The organism is Intestinirhabdus alba, assembly GCF_009711095.1.
In the GTDB taxonomy this organism is placed as follows: domain Bacteria; phylum Pseudomonadota; class Gammaproteobacteria; order Enterobacterales; family Enterobacteriaceae; genus Intestinirhabdus; species Intestinirhabdus alba.
In genome coordinates, this window is sequence record NZ_WMJZ01000003.1 from 24,960 (window position 1) to 41,856 (window position 16,897).

Here is a 16,897-nt window from a genome sequence, read left to right on the forward strand (position 1 = left end):
CTCCCGACAGATTTGTCACTCACCCCGGTCACTGTGTTCGCTATGCTCCCGGGGATGAATGAGAGACATCCCTGCCCCTCACCGAAGGCAACCTGCGGTCGGGCAAATTCGTTCCTGACGAATTTGTTGCTCGCTTGCCGCATGATTCGGCCTGCGGCCTCACCCCTTCGGGGCCAGCCCTGAGGCTGTTCAAAATGTGCTGCATTTTGTCCTGCAGCTCGAATTATTCAGGGTATACATTACGGCGTCGCGGTTCTTAATGACATAGTTGTAGACCTGCATCTCCAGATTGTTAAGACTGGCGATGGCGGCGTGGGAGAACATACTCACAGTGGCGATGCTCACTCATCAGACGCTATCTTCAGGGAATCATAAGCTGCGCCCTTCATTGCGCGGTACTCCGTTGCCGCAACGCCCGGCGGTTCACGCCCTGACCTGAAGCAGAATGATCGCCAGCAACGTTTACCATCAATTAAAGGACATAGCCTGACATGCAGCCTAACGATATCACTTTTTTTCAGCGCTTTCAGGAGGACATCCTGGCCGGACGTAAAACCATCACCATTCGTGATGAGGCCGAATCACACTTTAAGCCAGGAGATATCCTGCGCGTGGGGCGCTATGAGGATGACGGCTATTTTTGCACCATTGAGGTGACGGCGCTCGCCACCGTCACGCTGGATACGCTAACGGAAAAGCACGCGCGGCAGGAGAATATGTCCCTGGAAGCGCTGAAGCAAATTATTGCGGCGATCTACCCGGGGCAAACGCAGTTTTATGTGATTGATTTTCAGTGTCTTTAAAATAATGAACGGCTGTTAGTTGAAATTGTCTATTTAAGGTATTGATATTTTAGTTGATGGTTTTATCTGTTGTTTTATGTTAGCTAACAGCTGTTCACTGAAATTGCTCTCACTTACGCCAGGGCAACAATCACGCAGAGGTACGTTTTATGGAGCAAAAGTCCTTCATTGGGCAGGGATATACGCTGGCTGAGGAGATCGCCAACAGTATCAGTCATGGCATTGGGTTGCTGTTCGGCATTGCCGGTCTGGCGCTGCTGTTAGTGCAGGCGACGGATATGAACGCCAGCGCAACGGCCATTACCAGCTACAGCCTCTATGGCGGCAGTATGATCCTGCTGTTTCTTGCCTCAACCCTTTACCACGCCATTCCGCATCGGCGGGCAAAGGCGTGGCTGAAGAAATTCGATCACTGCGCTATCTATCTGTTGATTGCCGGAACCTATACGCCGTTTTTGCTGATTGGCCTGGATTCACCGCTGGCGCGCGCGCTGATGATTGTAATCTGGGGCCTGGCGTTGCTCGGTATTGTCTTTAAGCTGACCATCTCCCACCGCTTTAAGGTTCTGTCGCTGGTCACTTACCTGATGATGGGCTGGCTGTCGCTGGTGGTCATTTATGAGCTGGCGGTCAAGCTGGAGCCGGGAGGCGTCGCGCTGCTGGCGGCGGGTGGCGTGATCTATTCGCTGGGGGTGATTTTTTACGTCTGCAAGCGCATACCCTATAACCACGCTATCTGGCACGGATTTGTGTTGGGCGGTAGCGTCTGCCACTTCCTGGCGATTTACCTGTACGTCGCTCAGGCGTAATTTTGTACCCCGGCGGGTGTTATAAAACCACGCCGGATGCGGACGAATTCCGCTCCGGCGTGACCGTTTCGTCCGGCGGGCCGGCGCTATTCTGCCAGCGAGTAGGGCAGCGGCATAATGCGCAGCGTACCTGCGTCATCGCGCACGCGGAACGCGCTGTCGGCTTCAATATCGTTATTCATCACAACCTGTACCAGCAGTTGACCATCGTCCAGCGACAGCGCCGCCAGCACGGTGCCGGTTCGTCGCCAGTTGTCGCCCATCTGCATCTCCAGATCGTCTCCGGCTTGCGGCGTCCGGCTGGCCTGGCCGGCCAGCAACCAGAGCGCGCGTTTGTTGGCACCGCGAAACCTGGCCCGCGCCACCATTTCCTGGCCGGTATAGCAACCCTTTTTAAAGCTGATGCCGCCCAGCGCCTGCAGGTTGGTGGCCTGTGGAATAAACTGCCCGCTGTTGGCGGCGTCGATTACCGGTATGCCCGCTTCAATATCCAGCGCCAGCCACTGCTGGCTGTTGTTCAGCGCCGCTTCACCGCGCAGGGCGTCGGTGACGCTTTGTGCGGCGGCGGCGTCAACGATCAGCAGGAAACGCTCCGCCGGATGCTCAAACCATAGCAGGGTGGCAGCCCCTTCGCGCACGGCCGGCGTTTCGCGATCCGGCAGTTGGCTGAACAGGTTCGCCAGCGCCGCCCGCGCCTGAAAACCCGCCACGCCGAGCAGCACGCGCTGGTCATCGGCGGCGATCGTAACTTTGGAAAAGACGGCATATTTTTTCAGCTCGGTAAGCTGGCTTTCCCGCAGGCTACGGCGCTCGATCCAGGCAAAGCCTTCGCCGTCGCGGAACAGGCGCAGGGTGCTCCACATTTTGCCCTTCGCGTCGCAGTGGGCGGCCAGCACGTGCTGGCTGTCGCCCAACTGGCTAACGTCGGCGGTAAGCTGGCCTTGCATATATTTTTCGCTGTCTGCGCCGGTAATGGTGGCCAGCGCCCAGTCATCAAGCGTCATCAGCGTCAGGGGCAGGCGCGCTGACGCCGAGGGCTGACGAGGAGGAAAAGGGTGAAAAGCCATAGTAACGTCCTGATTTGATAACCCAGTGATAATCTCTAATGGTAAAAGAGCTATAGCCCATTGCAAGCGCTTTAAACAGGCCATTCGTGCCTTATCGAACGTTCTGCGAGGCGGCATCCAGAATAATGAATGCGGCGTTTTGCGCGGGCTTTATTTAGCGATCGGCCTTCCGTTTACCGATATTCCCGTAAATGGGCGTTGAAAACACGTTACAATAGCCGGGTACGTTGTTTTCGTGAGACAGGAAAAGAACATGGATATTACCAATAAGGCCCGTATTCAGTGGGCATGCCGTCGCGGCATGCGTGAGCTCGATATTTCCATCATGCCGTTTTTCGAACATGAGTATGACGGCCTGAGCGATGAGCAAAAGCGCGTTTTTATTCGCCTGCTGGAGTGTGACGAACCGGATCTGTTTAACTGGTTGATGAATCACGGTAAACCTGCGGATGCAGAACTCGAAAACATGGTGCGGCTTATCCAGACACGGAATCGGGAACGTGGTCCTGTGGCAATCTGATCTCCGCGTCTCCTGGCGCGCGCAGTGGCTTTCGTTGCTCATTCACGGGCTGGTCGCCGCGATGATTTTATTGATGCCCTGGTCGCTGAGCTTTACTCCCCTGTGGCTGGTACTGCTTTCGCTGGTGGTGTTTGACAGCGTGCGCAGCCAGCGGCGCATCAACGCCCGTCAGGGTGAGGTGAAGCTGCTGGTAGACAGGCGGCTGCGCTGGCAGGGAAGGGAGTGGGCTGTCATTAGCGCGCCGTGGATGCTTAAAAGCGGTATGATGCTGCGCCTGCGCGCCGACGACGGCAAACGCCAGCACCTGTGGCTGGCGGCGGACAGCATGGATGAAGCGGAGTGGCGGGATCTGCGTCGGCTTATGCAGCAGCCGCCTGCGTCAGGCTAACGGCGAGTGCAAATCCCGGGGCGGCCAGATCAGGCGTAGAGGTCGGCCATCTCGCCAAGAATTTGCTCGCACCAGGCCTGAATGCGCTCGTCGCTGAGGTCATACTGGTTGGTTTCGTCCAGCGCCAGGCCGACGAACAGCTGTCCGTCGGCAATGACTGGCCTGGTGCTGGTAAATTCATAGCCTTCGGTCGGCCAGTAGCCAACGAACCTGACTCCTTTGGTTGCCAGCTTGTCATGCAGCATACCCAGCGCGTCGAGGAACCATTCGCCGTAGCCCAGCTGGTCACCCATGCCGTAGAGGGCGACAATTTTTCCGTCGAGGTTAAGATCGTCCAGCCGATCCCAGACGGCCTCCCAGTCTTCCTGGATTTCACCAAAATCCCAGGTGGGAATGCCCAGAATGAGCACATCGTACTGCTCCATTAGCGTCGGGGAGTCATCTTTGAGATTGTGCAACGTTATCAGCTCGGGGCCGAGAATATCGCGGATTTTCTCCGCCGCCATTTCGGTGTAGCAGGTGCTGGAACCGTAAAAAAGACCCATTTTCATGATGGCAACCAACTCAATTCTGCGGTGATTTTAGCGGCCAGTATACTCCAGGAACCCGGTCCATTATACCCGTCATACGGCAAGACCTGTGCGTGCTGGCTATGGAAAGCCCCGGCGTCTCGCCGCGCTTTCCCCCCGGGGCCGCGGCTTTGCCGCGTCAAATTTATTCCCGGCCGATGCTTCGCTGATTCCGTTTCTGTTCTACGGTCCGCATGATTCAGAGGGCCGCAGGTCGCCTGCTGCGTTGAGCGGGCAAAATGGGCCGGTGCCGTGAACGCCCTATGGCTCCATCCTGGCGTAAAGTGAATATGCGCTGGCTGGGGGGCAGGTTTTTTGCGTTGCCGGGGCCGGTCGTGAAGGATTGGCGCTGTGGAAAGGCGGTCGCGACGTGATAAGCTCGTCGGGCGTAAGCTCATACGCCGCGCGCAGGGGCGATTTCCGGCGCTGCCGCCCGTGCTTTCGGCTGTTGGTTGGCTGAACAGAATCGCGACACTGCGGGGCGCAATAAGGCATAATGCATCAAAAAATAGGATGGGGTAAGGGGCGAAAGTGGAACAGGATCTGGCGCGCATTGAGCAATTCCTTGATGCCCTGTGGCTGGAGCGAAACCTGGCGGAAAACACGCTGAGCGCGTACCGTCGCGATCTGACCATGGTAGTCGAGTGGTTGCATCATCGCGGGCTGGCGCTGGCGACGGCGCAGGGTAACGATCTACAGGCGCTGTTGGCGGAGCGAAAAGAGGGTGGATATAAAGCTACCAGCTCCGCACGTCTGTTGAGCGCCATGCGCCGCTTTTTTCAGTACCTTTATCGGGAGAAATTCCGTCCGGACGATCCGAGCGGAGCGCTCGCCTCGCCGAAGCTGCCCCAGCGCCTGCCGAAAGATCTCAGCGAGGCGCAGGTGGAGCGCCTGCTGCAGGCTCCGCTGATCGAACAGCCCCTTGAGCTGCGCGATAAGGCGATGCTCGAACTGCTGTATGCCACAGGGCTGCGGGTATCTGAGCTGGTCGGTCTGACGATGAGCGACGTCAGCCTGCGCCAGGGCGTGGTGCGGGTTATCGGCAAGGGCAATAAAGAGCGGCTGGTGCCGCTGGGCGAAGAGGCGGTGTACTGGCTGGAGAGCTGGCTGGAGCACGGGCGACCGTGGCTGCTTGACGGGGCGTCGATTGACGTGCTGTTTCCCAGCCAGCGCGGTCGGCAGATGACGCGACAGACCTTCTGGCACCGCATTAAACACTATGCCCGGCTGGCGGGGATCGACAGCGAAAAGCTGTCGCCCCACGTTTTGCGTCACGCTTTCGCCACCCATTTGCTTAATCATGGTGCGGATCTCCGCGTGGTTCAGATGCTGCTTGGGCACAGCGATCTCTCCACTACCCAAATTTATACGCATGTCGCGACCGAACGCTTGCGTCAACTTCATCAACAGCATCACCCCAGGGCGTGATTGCTGACACAAAAGGACAGGATATGAAAAAAGGTTTTATGCTATTTACCCTGCTGACCGCAGTCGTCGCCGGGATGGCGCATGCGGACGACGACGCCATTCGTCAGACCTTGAGCAAGCTGGGCGTGCAGGGGGCGACCGTTCAGCCTTCGCCGGTGACGGGGATGAAAACGGTGCTCAGCGACAGCGGCGTGCTGTACGTGACCGAAGACGGCAAGCATATTATTCAGGGGCCGATGTACGACGTCAGCGGCGGGCATCCGGTGAACGTCACCAACCGGCTGCTGGTGACGCAGTTGAACGCGCTGGAAAAAGAGATGATCGTCTACAAGGCGGCGCAGGAAAAGCACGTCATCACCGTTTTTACCGACACCACCTGCGGCTACTGCCACAAGCTGCATGAAGAGATGAAAGATTACAACGCGCTGGGCATCACCGTGCGCTATCTGGCCTTCCCGCGCCAGGGGCTGGAGAGCCAGGCGGAGCAGGATATGAAGTCCATCTGGTGCGCCCAGGATCGCAACAAAGCCTTTAACGACGCCATGGCGGGTAAGGCCGTGAAGGCGGCCACCTGCAACGTGGACATCGCCAGACACTATGCGCTGGGCGTGCAGTTTGGTATCAACGGCACGCCGGCCATCGTGCTGAATAACGGCTACGTGGTGCCGGGCTACCAGGGGCCGAAAGAGATGAAGGCTTTCCTTGACGAACATCAGAAACAGACCGGCGGTAAATAATTCCCGTGAAACCAGGAATACAGCTTCGTCGGCGCGAGGTCGACGAAACGGCGCGGCTGCCCGCCGATTTACCTCCGCTGCTGCGTCGTTTATACGCCAGCCGCGGTGTGCGTAGCGCCCGGGAGCTTGAGCGCGGTGTCAAAGGCCTGTTGCCGTGGCAGCAGCTGAGCGGTATAGATAAGGCCGTTGAAATCCTCTGGAGCGCCTTTCGCGAGGGGACGCGGATTGTGGTGGTCGGCGACTTTGACGCCGACGGCGCGACCAGCACCGCCCTGAGCGTGCTCGGTATGCGCGCCCTCGGCTGCGATAACATCAGCTACCTGGTGCCGAACCGCTTTGACGACGGCTACGGGCTGAGTCCGGAAGTGGTGGACCAGGCCCACGCCCGCGGGGCGCAGCTGATCGTCACCGTGGATAACGGCATCTCCTCCCATGCGGGGGTGGCGCATGCGAAGTCGCTCGGCATCCCGGTGCTGGTGACCGATCACCATCTGCCCGGCGATACGCTGCCGGACGCCGAGGCGATTATCAACCCCAATCTGCGCGACTGCGGCTTCCCGTCAAAAGCGCTGGCGGGGGTCGGCGTGGCCTTTTATCTGATGCTGGCGCTGCGCACCTTTTTACGTGACAAGGGCTGGTTTGACGAGCGCGCCATTGCGCCGCCGAACCTGGCGGAGCTGCTGGATCTGGTGGCGCTTGGCACCGTCGCGGACGTGGTGCCGCTGGACGCGAACAACCGTATTCTGATCTGGCAGGGGCTAAGCCGCATCCGCGCCGGCAAGTGTCGTCCGGGCATTAAGGCGCTGCTGGAGGTGGCGAATCGCGATGCGCAGAGGCTGGTCGCCAGCGATCTGGGATTTGCGCTGGGGCCGCGGCTGAACGCCGCAGGCAGGCTGGATGATATGTCCGTCGGCGTGGCGCTGCTGCTGTGCGACAACATCGGCGAGGCGCGGGTGCTGGCCAACGAGCTGGACGCCCTGAACCAGACGCGCAAAGAAATTGAGCAGGGGATGCAGGCGGAAGCGCTGACGCTGTGCGAAAAGCTGGAGCGCAGCCGCGAAGCGCTGCCCGGCGGGCTGGCGATGTATCATCCCGAGTGGCATCAGGGCGTGGTCGGCATTCTGGCCTCGCGCATTAAAGAGCGCTTTCATCGCCCGGTGATCGCCTTTGCGCCCGCCGGAGACGGCACCCTGAAAGGCTCCGGCCGTTCTGTCCAGGGTCTGCATATGCGCGACGCGCTGGAGCGGCTGGATACGCTGTATCCGGGGCTGATCGTCAAGTTCGGCGGCCACGCGATGGCTGCGGGCCTGTCGCTGGAGGAGGCCCGCTTCGACGAATTTCAGCGCTGCTTTGGCGAGCTGGTGACCGAATGGCTTGACCCGGCGCAGCTGCAGGGCGAGGTGCTGTCGGACGGCCCCCTGAGCGCGGCGGAGATGACCATGGATGTGGCGCAGATGCTACGCGACGCCGGCCCCTGGGGGCAGATGTTCCCGGAGCCGCTGTTTGACGGGCGCTTTCGTCTGCTGCAGCAGCGGCTCGTCGGCGAGCGTCACCTGAAGGTGATGGTCGAACCGGCGGGCGGCGGTCCGCTGCTGGACGGCATTGCCTTTAACATCGATACCGCCCGCTGGCCGGATAACGGGGTGCGCGACGTCGAGCTGGCCTACCGGCTGGATATCAACGAGTTTCGCGGCAACCGCAGCCTGCAGATAATTATTGACGCCATCTGGCCGGTATAAGCCCGTACGCGACCCTCTTCGGGCCGCGTCTGCGGGACCAGCGCATGATTTTGTGTATAAAAAAAACGGGTGATTGGGTACAATCCCGCTCTTATCACCGCATTTTGACTCGTCCAATAAAAGAAAACAGACCATGTTTGAAATTAATCCGGTAAATAACCGCATCCAGGACCTTACGGAACGCTCCGACGTTCTTAGGGGGTATCTTTGACTATGATGCCAGAAAAGAACGCCTCGAAGAGGTAAACGCCGAGCTGGAACAGCCGGACGTCTGGAACGACCCTGAACGCGCCCAGGCGCTGGGCAAGGAGCGTTCCTCCCTGGAGGCGATTGTCGATACGCTCGATCAGATGCGCCAGGGGCTGGAAGATGTCTCCGGTCTGCTGGAGCTGGCGGTAGAAGCTGACGACGAAGAGACCTTTAACGAGGCCGTCGTCGAGCTGGACGCGCTGGAAGAGAAGCTGTCGCAGCTGGAATTCCGCCGCATGTTCTCCGGCGAGTACGACAGCGCGGACTGCTACCTGGATATCCAGGCCGGCTCCGGCGGTACGGAAGCGCAGGACTGGGCCAGTATGCTTGAGCGTATGTATCTGCGCTGGGCGGAAGCGCGGGGATTCAAAACCGAAATCATCGAAGAGTCCGAAGGCGAAGTGGCGGGCATCAAATCCGTTACCATCAAAATTTCCGGCGAGTACGCCTACGGCTGGCTGCGTACCGAAACGGGCGTCCACCGCCTGGTGCGCAAAAGCCCGTTCGACTCCGGCGGCCGCCGCCATACCTCCTTCAGCTCGGCGTTCGTCTATCCGGAAGTTGACGATGATATCGATATCGAAATCAACCCGGCGGATCTGCGCATCGACGTCTACCGCGCCTCCGGCGCGGGCGGCCAGCACGTTAACCGTACGGAATCGGCGGTGCGTATCACCCATATTCCCACCGGGATCGTCACGCAGTGCCAGAACGATCGCTCCCAGCACAAGAACAAAGACCAGGCCATGAAGCAGATGAAAGCGAAGCTTTATGAACTGGAGATGCAGAAGAAGAATGCCGAGAAGCAGGCGATGGAAGACACTAAGTCTGATATCGGCTGGGGTAGCCAGATTCGTTCTTACGTCCTTGATGACTCCCGTATCAAAGACCTGCGCACCGGGGTTGAGACCCGCAATACGCAGGCGGTGCTGGACGGCAGCCTGGATCAATTTATCGAAGCAAGTTTGAAAGCAGGGTTATGAGGAACCAACATGTCTGAACAAAACGCACAGGGCGCAGAGGCGATAACCGATCTTAATAACGAACTGAAAACGCGCCGCGAGAAGCTGGCGAGCCTGCGCGAGCAGGGCATCCCGTTCCCGAACGATTTCCGTCGCGATCGCACCTCAGACCAACTGCACGCTGACTTCGACGCCAAAGAGAACGACGAGCTGGAAGCGCTGAACGTTGAAGTGTCCGTTGCGGGCCGCATGATGACCCGTCGTATTATGGGCAAAGCCTCCTTTGTGACGCTGCAGGACGTCGGCGGCCGCATTCAGCTGTACGTCGCCCGCGACGACCTGCCGGAAGGCGTCTATAACGAGCAGTTCAAAAAGTGGGATCTCGGGGATATCCTCGGCGCGAAGGGCAGGCTGTTTAAGACCAAAACCGGCGAGCTGTCGCTCCACTGCACCGAGCTGCGCCTGTTGACCAAAGCGCTGCGCCCGCTGCCGGACAAGTTCCACGGCCTGCAGGATCAGGAGGCGCGCTACCGCCAGCGCTACCTGGATCTCATCTCTAACGATGAATCCCGCAACACCTTTAAGATCCGCTCACAGATCCTGGCGGGCATCCGCCAGTTCATGGTCGGGCGCGGCTTTATGGAAGTGGAAACCCCGATGATGCAGGTGATCCCGGGCGGGGCCTCCGCGCGTCCGTTTATTACCCATCACAACGCGCTGGATCTGGATATGTACCTGCGTATCGCCCCGGAGCTGTACCTCAAGCGTCTGGTGGTGGGCGGCTTCGAGCGCGTGTTCGAAATCAACCGTAACTTCCGTAACGAAGGGATCTCCGTACGTCATAACCCTGAGTTCACCATGATGGAACTCTACATGGCGTATGCGGACTACAACGATCTGATCGAGCTGACCGAGTCGCTGTTCCGTACGCTGGCGCAGGACGTTCTCGGCACAACTCAGGTTCCTTACGGCGATGAAGTTTTCGACTTCGGCAAGCCGTTCGAAAAACTGACCATGCGCGAAGCGATCAAGAAGTACCGTCCGGAAACGGATATGGCCGAACTGGATAACTTCGACTCCGCAAAAGCGATTGCTGAATCTATCGGCATTAAGGTTGAGAAGAGCTGGGGTCTGGGCCGTATTGTGACCGAGATCTTTGAGGAAGTGGCGGAAGCGCATCTGATTCAGCCAACCTTCATTACCGAATATCCGGCGGAGGTCTCCCCGCTGGCGCGCCGCAACGACGTTAACCCGGAAATCACCGACCGCTTTGAATTCTTTATCGGCGGCCGTGAAATCGGCAACGGCTTCAGCGAGCTGAACGATGCGGAAGATCAGGCTCAGCGCTTTCAGGATCAGGTTGCGGCGAAAGACGCGGGCGATGACGAAGCGATGTTCTTCGATGAAGACTACGTGACCGCGCTGGAGCATGGTCTGCCGCCGACCGCGGGTCTGGGAATTGGTATTGACCGGATGGTGATGTTGTTTACCAACAGCCACACCATTCGCGATGTGATCCTGTTCCCGGCGATGCGTCCGGTGAAATAATCCCCTTTCCGGGCGGCATCACCCGCCGCCCGGAAAGCCGGTTACCGGCTGCAAAAATCCCGCAGCCGCGAGCGCGCCAGCGCGTTCGAACCCTGCTCCACCATCCACGGGCTAAACGCCCAGGGCGTAGCCTCCAGCCCCCGCAGTACCTCCTCCAGCTCGCTCCAGCGGCTGTCCATCACCTCTTCGGCGTTGGGCCGCAGATCGCCCACCATGCGCGCGGCGTATACCGGGCAGACCTCATTTTCAACGATGCCGCTCGGATCGACGGCGCGATAGCGAAAATCAGCCCATACCGGCGTTAATCCGGCGATCTCCACGCCCAGCTCAAAGCGGCAGCGGCGAACGACGGCGGCGGCGGAGCTTTCTCCCTGCTGCGGGTGCCCGCAGACCGAGTTGGTCCACACGCCCGGCCAGGCTTTTTTGGCGAGCGAGCGGCGGGTAATTAAAAACTGCCCCCGGTCGTTGAATAACCAGCAGGAGAAAGCGAGATGCAGCGGCGTATGGCGGGTGTGCGCCGCGTATTTTTCCAGCGTGCCGGTGGGGGTATTCTTATCGTCCAGCAATATAACGTGTTCCCCGCTCATAAAAGCTCCTGAAAAGTAGAAAAACAGCCCAGCTTGTCGCCCTCCAGCGTAGCTTATAAACGCGGGAAAGACGTTACCAGAACGGGCAATTTAGGTGAAGTTATCGGTCACGGCCAGCCGTGGAAAACGATGCCGCTTCCCGGCAGGATTTTTCTGCCGGGCGCAATAAATTTGGCATCCTGTCCGCGGCTGTTATGATAAAGCGTCTTAACGGCCGTAAGGAGGAGTTTTGAGCGCAGGACGCCTGAAGAAAAAAAGCGTAGGTATTGCGATGCTGCTGTGCGCGGCGCTGCTGCTGGCTGGCTGTTCCGGAAGCCGCTCATCCAGTGCCGGATCCTATTCTGGCTCCGTTTACACCGTAAAGCGGGGCGATACGCTGTATCGTATTTCGCGTAATACCGGCACCAGCGTTAAAGAGCTGGCGCGGCTTAACGGCATATCGCCCCCCTACACCATTGCGGTGGGGCAAAAGCTGAGGCTGACAGGTAAAGCGAAGTCCGCCACCGTCTCCCGGAAAACCGCGCAGAATTCCAGTAAAAAAACGCCGAAGAAGACGACGAAAACAGCGAAGACCGCCGCCGCAAGGCCCTCGTCCTCGGTGCCGCAGTCGGCCTGGCCGTCGCCAGGGCAGCGCTGCTGGCGATGGCCCGCCAGCGGTAAGATCGTTCTGCCGTATTCAACGGCGGTCGGGGGCAATAAGGGCATTGATATTGCCGCCGCGCGCGGCGCGCCTGTTTACGCCGCCGGGGCAGGGAAGGTGGTTTACGTCGGCAACCAGCTGCGCGGCTATGGCAACCTTATTCTGATCAAACACAACGAAGATTACATTACCGCCTATGCGCATAATGACACGCTGCTGGTGAACAACGGGCAGAGCGTAAAGGCGGGGCAGAAGATTGCCACGATGGGCAGCTCGGACGCGGCCTCGGTGCGGCTGCATTTTCAGATCCGCTATCGCGCGACGGCCATCGATCCGCTGCGCTACCTGCCGCCGCAGGGCAGTAAACCTAAGTGCTGACGGCGAATTATTCGCCAGTCAGCCGCCTATGCCCTTGCTAACAACGGCATAAGGCTTATAATGCGTTACGCACTCCGAAGCGGGCGTAGTTCAATGGTAGAACGAGAGCTTCCCAAGCTCTATACGAGGGTTCGATTCCCTTCGCCCGCTCCAGTCTTAACTCCCCTGAAGTCTGGCAAACTCAATTATTCCCTTGATAAATCAGTAGTTATAGCATTCTATTAGTCTGTTTAACTCAATTGTGCTCCCCCAGAGCCTGGCTCAATGTGGGGGTATGGATGGGGGGATAATTACTCGGCCTGGACACTTACGGGCGCAGTGACTGCCCCGAATTCGAAAAAGTTGAACTTACGAAAACCTGGGACCGGTTATCCATTCGAATACTGCACCCGGAATGTTTTCCTGAGTCCCCGGATGTTTTTTGCTCAGTTCATTCCATAAATTGCGGCGCACATGACCGGTAGGGGAGTCACATTATCAACCGGGAGTGGAGTTCTCTGGTTGTTCCTCGATAAATGATTCATCGCTAATTTCCTGAAAGAGAGGAACTTAAGATCAAACTCAGCCCATTTAACATAATGGTTCTTATAAATACCTGGCTGAAATGGTCAGGTACTGCTTTTCGGAACGTTGACGCGAAGCCGGGCAATCATTAGGGCTGTGCAGCAGGGCGTCTGGTATCTGATTGGTGAGTACCACGCTTATCCGACGGTTTTTACGCTAAATGAAAGTCATGTGACACAGCCTTCAGCGGAAGGTTTCAGACGTGACGAGAGACGTTACCACCTGACAGCGGATTTAAGTTTCATCCGTTCCCTGCCGCATTTTAGTACTGTCCGGAGGTCACTGAACGGTCTGTTCTTATCCTGAATTTTTACTGGCCCGCATCCCGAAAGGATGCGGGCCTTTTTACTATTTACACACAACAAGGTTAATACGATGAAGCGAAATCTGAATACCAGTTATCGACTGGTCTGGAACGAAGTTCTCGGCGCGTTTGTGGTTGTTTCAGAACTGGCTAAAGCAAAAGGAAAACGTACTGGCGCGGTCCTTGCTCTGGCCGTTGCCGGACTAACTTCGGGGGCAGCGCTGGCGGCAGAGATCTCTGTACCTGTCGGGGAGACGACTGACGGGGTGGTTATCAGCAATAACGACACACAGCTGGTTTACGGGCAGGCGAATAACACCACTATTAACACGGGCCTTGAGTACGGCAGCGATGATGAAGATAACAACCAGGGCGGCCAGTACGTGCAGGTTGGCGGCGTGGTCAACCACACCACCATCAACAGTAATGGTCTTCAGGCTGTGCTCCAGGGGGGCAGCGCCAGCGATACAACGGTCAATGCCGGTGGTGGTCAGAGCGTACACGGCCAGTCTTCCGGTACGGTTCTGAACGGCGGCGAGCAATGGGTTCATTCCGGCGGGGTTGCCAGCGATACCGTCATTAATGAAGGCGGCTACCTGATAGTGAAAGAAGGTGCACAAGCCGTTGGCACGGTGGTGAATACCGGGGCGCAGGGCGGGCCGGATGCGGAAAACAGCGACGGGATGTTTGTTTCCGGTACGGCAACAAATACAACCATTAACGAGAATGGCCGCCAGGTCGTTTTCGGACAGGGAACTGCCGTCGCCACGACGATTAAGTCCGGCGGCGATCAGAGCGTACACGGGCAGGCGAAGAATACGGTCCTGAACGGCGGTTATCAGTATGTGCATTCCGGTGCGCTGGCGACGGATACCGTGGTTAACAACGGCGGCTGGCAGGTAGTTAAAGCCGAAGGGACCGCAAACAATACCGTCATCAATGCCAACGGCCGACAAAGCGTGTCAGGAAATGCTAATAGTACCACCCTGAATGGCGCGTTAAATGCCGGGGGCGAATGCGGGTTTGACTGTATCAACCACTACGATTTTGCCACGCAGGAAGTACGTGACGGTGGGGTGGCGACAGAAACCACCATTAATGCCGGCGGCAGCCAGCTGATCGCCGCTGGTGGGCGTTCAGACGCCACCACCATTAATGCCGACGGTCGTCAAATCGTTGAAGGTGGGACTGCTACCAATACCATCATAAAAGAACACGCCTGGCAAAGCGTCCAGAACAACGGTTACGCGATTGACACGACGCTGGGAAATGCAGGTTCCACTGAGTTGCTTTCCGATCTGGCATATCAGAACGTCAGCGCGGGCGGGATGGCCGAAGGGACTGTGATTAATAATGGCGGGGTGCAGTCGGTATATGAAGGCGGCACGGCAGTAAACTCGGTTGTTAATCGTGGGGGCCGTCTGGAAATTTCCGTATGGGACGAAGAACCTGCTTCAGGCCAGCAAACGCCCGCAGCCGGTACTGCCCGGAACGTCACCGTTGAAGCGGGCGGCTGGCTTTCTGTTGATTCCGGTGCCTCTGTCACGGATGTGGTGATGAAAAAAGGAAGCGCTCTGTGGGCCACCACGGATTCCACCGTTAAAGGTTCCAACAGCCTTGGCGCTTTTGATATTGATGGCGCAACACGGCAGGCTTCAAATGTCCTCCTTGAGAATGGTGGTCGTCTGGAAGTGCTGTCTGGTGGTGTTGCAGATGCCACGACGGTTGATAAGGGCGGCATCCTCGCGGTTAACAATGGCGGAACGGCGACAGACGTTACCATGAAAGAAGGTGGCGCGTTGATTGCCGACAGCGGTTCAACGGTCAGCGGGACTAACGCGCGTGGTGAATTCAGCATTGATGCTGCTTCCGGCAACGCCCGTGGACTCTGGCTGGAAAACGGCGGGCGCTTCAGCGTTAAAGCGGACGCCGTCGCGGAAAACACCATTGTGGGCAGCGGCGGCGAGCTGAGCGTGGGAACTGGCGGCGGCCTGAGCGGCACCACCAGCCTGACCGCGAATGCAAACCTGACGGTTACGGGGGATGTTGTCAGCACGGGCACCATTGAAAATGCCGGTTCAATAACCTTCGCCCCGGAGCAGAGCGGCAAAGCCATGGTGCGTCTGCCTGCTAACGCCTTTACTCCCCGTACGCTCACCACGACAAATCTTGTCGGGCAGGGCGGCACCATTAATATGAATATCAACCTGGCGAACCCTGATTTCCCGGCTGACAGGCTGGTCATCGATGGCGGGCGGGCAACGGGAAAAACCTGGCTGAATTTCACCAACGCAGGGGATGCCGGGCTGGGTTTCGCCACCACGGGTGACGGTATCAAAGTGGTGGAGGCCATCAACGGTGCCACGACGGATGCCGGGGCTTTTGCGCTGGGCAAAAAGCTGCAGGCTGGCGCGTATAACTACGTGCTGAACCACGGTACTGCGGATGAAAACTGGTATCTGTCCAGCGAAGCTGGCTATCGTGCTGAAGTTGCGCTTTATGCTTCGCTGTTTGCGCAGAGTATGGATTACGATCGGGCGCTGGCGGGCAGCTACAGCCAGCGCAGCGCCGTCAAAGGCGACAGCGGCGTCTGGGGGCGTATTCAGGGCGGCCACATGGGGCATGATAATAACGGCGGCATTGCGCAGGGTGCGACACCGGAAAGCAGCGGCAGCTATGGTTTTGTGCAACTGGGCGGCGACCTGCTGAGTACGCCGTCGCTGAACGCCGGCGTGTATGGCGCGGCGGGGCACTCTTCAGTTGACGTGAAAGATGATGATCGCTCCCGTGCCGGAACGGTCCGTGATGATGTGTACAGCCTGGGGGGATATCTGACGGCGGTACATGCGAACAGCGGGCTGTGGGCGGACGTGGTGGCGCAGGGCTCCCGTCATAATCTGCAAGCGAACTCAGATGCCGACAGCGTTGACACTCATGGCTGGGGCTGGCTGGCCTCGCTGGAAACCGGCCTGCCGTTGAGTGTAACGGATAGCCTGGTACTGGAGCCACAGCTTCAGTATATCTGGCAGGGTCTGTCCCTGAATAACGGTCATGATAATGGCGGTTATGTGAACTTCGGCGACGGCAGCGCACAGCACCTCCGCGCCGGTCTTCGCTTCGGCAGCCAGTCGGAGCTGACCTTCGGTAACGCTACCTCCACGCAGGCCGCTTTTAGCGACAGCATGAAGCACAGCGTAAGCGAACTGCCGGTTAACTGGTGGGTGCGCCCGTCGGTTATTCGCACTTTCAGCTCAGATGGTGATTTGAGCATGGGAACGGCCGCTGCGGGCAGCAATGTTACCTTTACCCCATCTCAGGATGGCACATCCGTTGATTTCCAGGCGGGTATTGATGCGCTCATCCGCCAGAACGTCACGCTGGGTATTCAGGGCGGTTACACCCGTAGCGTTAGTGGTAGCAGTGCCGACGGTTATAATGGGCAGGCAACACTGAAAGTCGCATTCTGATAATCGGGTCTTTTTAACATCCGGCCCCTGCTGCTGATGCCGCAGGGGCTTTTTGTTTTTTACGTTATGTAATTAACGTTATGCCAGCGCTCAGTCGCTGGTTTTTTATTTTGGAGAAACTGATCTTACCCAGCAATA

General features: G+C 58.2%; 14 protein-coding genes, 1 tRNA gene and 1 pseudogene. 12 read left to right on the plus strand and 4 right to left on the minus strand.

The features are described from left to right. Positions 1-234 precede the first annotated feature (234 nt). Positions 235-324, minus strand: a pseudogene (locus GJV78_RS02935) (MurR/RpiR family transcriptional regulator); the annotation flags it as partial. Positions 325-491: 167 nt separating this feature from the next. Here GJV78_RS02935 and yqfB point away from each other — a divergent pair. Then, the gene (gene yqfB / locus GJV78_RS02940) at positions 492-803 is read left to right on the plus strand and encodes a N(4)-acetylcytidine aminohydrolase (RefSeq protein ID WP_155106923.1); all 312 of its coding nucleotides are present in this window, start codon (positions 492-494) and stop codon (positions 801-803) included. 149 nt (positions 804-952) lie between these two features. After that, a complete protein-coding gene (gene trhA / locus GJV78_RS02945; RefSeq protein ID WP_155106924.1) occupies positions 953-1,612 on the plus strand; it encodes a PAQR family membrane homeostasis protein TrhA in 660 nt (219 codons plus the stop codon). 86 nt (positions 1,613-1,698) lie between these two features. Here the strand turns inward: trhA and ygfZ are convergent, their stop codons facing one another. Continuing rightward, positions 1,699-2,679: a tRNA-modifying protein YgfZ gene (ygfZ, locus tag GJV78_RS02950; RefSeq protein ID WP_155106925.1), complete on the minus strand. Its 981-nt coding sequence runs from the start codon at positions 2,677-2,679 to the stop codon at positions 1,699-1,701. Between the two features lie 253 nt (positions 2,680-2,932). Here ygfZ and sdhE point away from each other — a divergent pair, with 253 nt between their 5' ends. Both sdhE and GJV78_RS02960 read left to right on the plus strand, forming a co-directional pair. Continuing rightward, positions 2,933-3,199 carry an FAD assembly factor SdhE gene (gene sdhE / locus GJV78_RS02955; protein ID WP_155106926.1) on the plus strand — a complete coding sequence of 89 codons (267 nt, stop codon included), beginning with the start codon at positions 2,933-2,935 and terminating at the stop codon, positions 3,197-3,199. Beyond that, complete coding sequence (locus GJV78_RS02960) at positions 3,180-3,587, plus strand: protein YgfX (protein ID WP_167519341.1); 408 nt, start codon at positions 3,180-3,182, stop codon at positions 3,585-3,587. The genes sdhE and GJV78_RS02960 overlap by 20 nt, the downstream gene beginning before the upstream one ends. A 29-nt stretch (positions 3,588-3,616) precedes the next feature. Here the strand turns inward: GJV78_RS02960 and fldB are convergent, their stop codons facing one another. Next, a complete protein-coding gene (gene fldB / locus GJV78_RS02965; RefSeq protein ID WP_155106928.1) occupies positions 3,617-4,138 on the minus strand; it encodes a flavodoxin FldB in 522 nt (173 codons plus the stop codon). Between the two features lie 549 nt (positions 4,139-4,687). Here fldB and xerD point away from each other — a divergent pair. The 5 genes from xerD to lysS all read left to right on the plus strand — a co-directional run bounded on the left by xerD (position 4,688) and on the right by lysS (position 10,819). Beyond that, complete coding sequence (gene xerD, locus GJV78_RS02970; RefSeq protein WP_167519342.1) at positions 4,688-5,584, plus strand: site-specific tyrosine recombinase XerD; 897 nt, start codon at positions 4,688-4,690, stop codon at positions 5,582-5,584. Positions 5,585-5,607: 23 nt separating this feature from the next. Further along, positions 5,608-6,321, plus strand: coding sequence for a bifunctional protein-disulfide isomerase/oxidoreductase DsbC (gene dsbC / locus GJV78_RS02975; RefSeq protein WP_155106929.1), 714 nt, complete (start codon positions 5,608-5,610; stop codon positions 6,319-6,321). Between the two features lie 5 nt (positions 6,322-6,326). After that, positions 6,327-8,060, plus strand: coding sequence for a single-stranded-DNA-specific exonuclease RecJ (gene recJ, locus GJV78_RS02980; RefSeq protein ID WP_167519343.1), 1,734 nt, complete (start codon positions 6,327-6,329; stop codon positions 8,058-8,060). A 133-nt stretch (positions 8,061-8,193) separates the two neighbouring features. Next, a protein-coding gene (prfB, locus tag GJV78_RS02985; protein ID WP_155106930.1) for a peptide chain release factor 2 occupies positions 8,194-9,292 on the plus strand; the annotation gives its coding sequence in 2 pieces (ribosomal slippage) (positions 8,194-8,268 and positions 8,270-9,292; 1,098 coding nt in all). A gap of 9 nt (positions 9,293-9,301) precedes the next feature. After that, on the plus strand, positions 9,302-10,819 hold the full coding sequence (gene lysS / locus GJV78_RS02990) for a lysine--tRNA ligase (protein ID WP_155106931.1): 1,518 nt from the start codon (positions 9,302-9,304) through the stop codon (positions 10,817-10,819). Positions 10,820-10,860: 41 nt separating this feature from the next. Here lysS and idi read toward each other — a convergent pair whose 3' ends face one another. Beyond that, a complete protein-coding gene (gene idi, locus GJV78_RS02995; RefSeq protein WP_155106932.1) occupies positions 10,861-11,406 on the minus strand; it encodes an isopentenyl-diphosphate Delta-isomerase in 546 nt (181 codons plus the stop codon). A 229-nt stretch (positions 11,407-11,635) separates the two neighbouring features. On the opposite strand from idi, the gene actS reads away from it, so the two are divergent. The 3 genes from actS (at position 11,636) to GJV78_RS03010 (ending at position 16,759) form a co-directional block, all read left to right on the plus strand. Continuing rightward, positions 11,636-12,424: an amidase activator ActS gene (gene actS / locus GJV78_RS03000; RefSeq protein ID WP_155106933.1), complete on the plus strand. Its 789-nt coding sequence runs from the start codon at positions 11,636-11,638 to the stop codon at positions 12,422-12,424. Positions 12,425-12,503: 79 nt separating this feature from the next. Continuing rightward, positions 12,504-12,577: transfer RNA gene (locus tag GJV78_RS03005), tRNA-Gly, on the plus strand. A gap of 786 nt (positions 12,578-13,363) precedes the next feature. Further along, the gene (locus GJV78_RS03010; RefSeq protein ID WP_155106934.1) at positions 13,364-16,759 is read left to right on the plus strand and encodes an AIDA repeat-containing protein; all 3,396 of its coding nucleotides are present in this window, start codon (positions 13,364-13,366) and stop codon (positions 16,757-16,759) included. Positions 16,760-16,897: the final 138 nt, after the last annotated feature.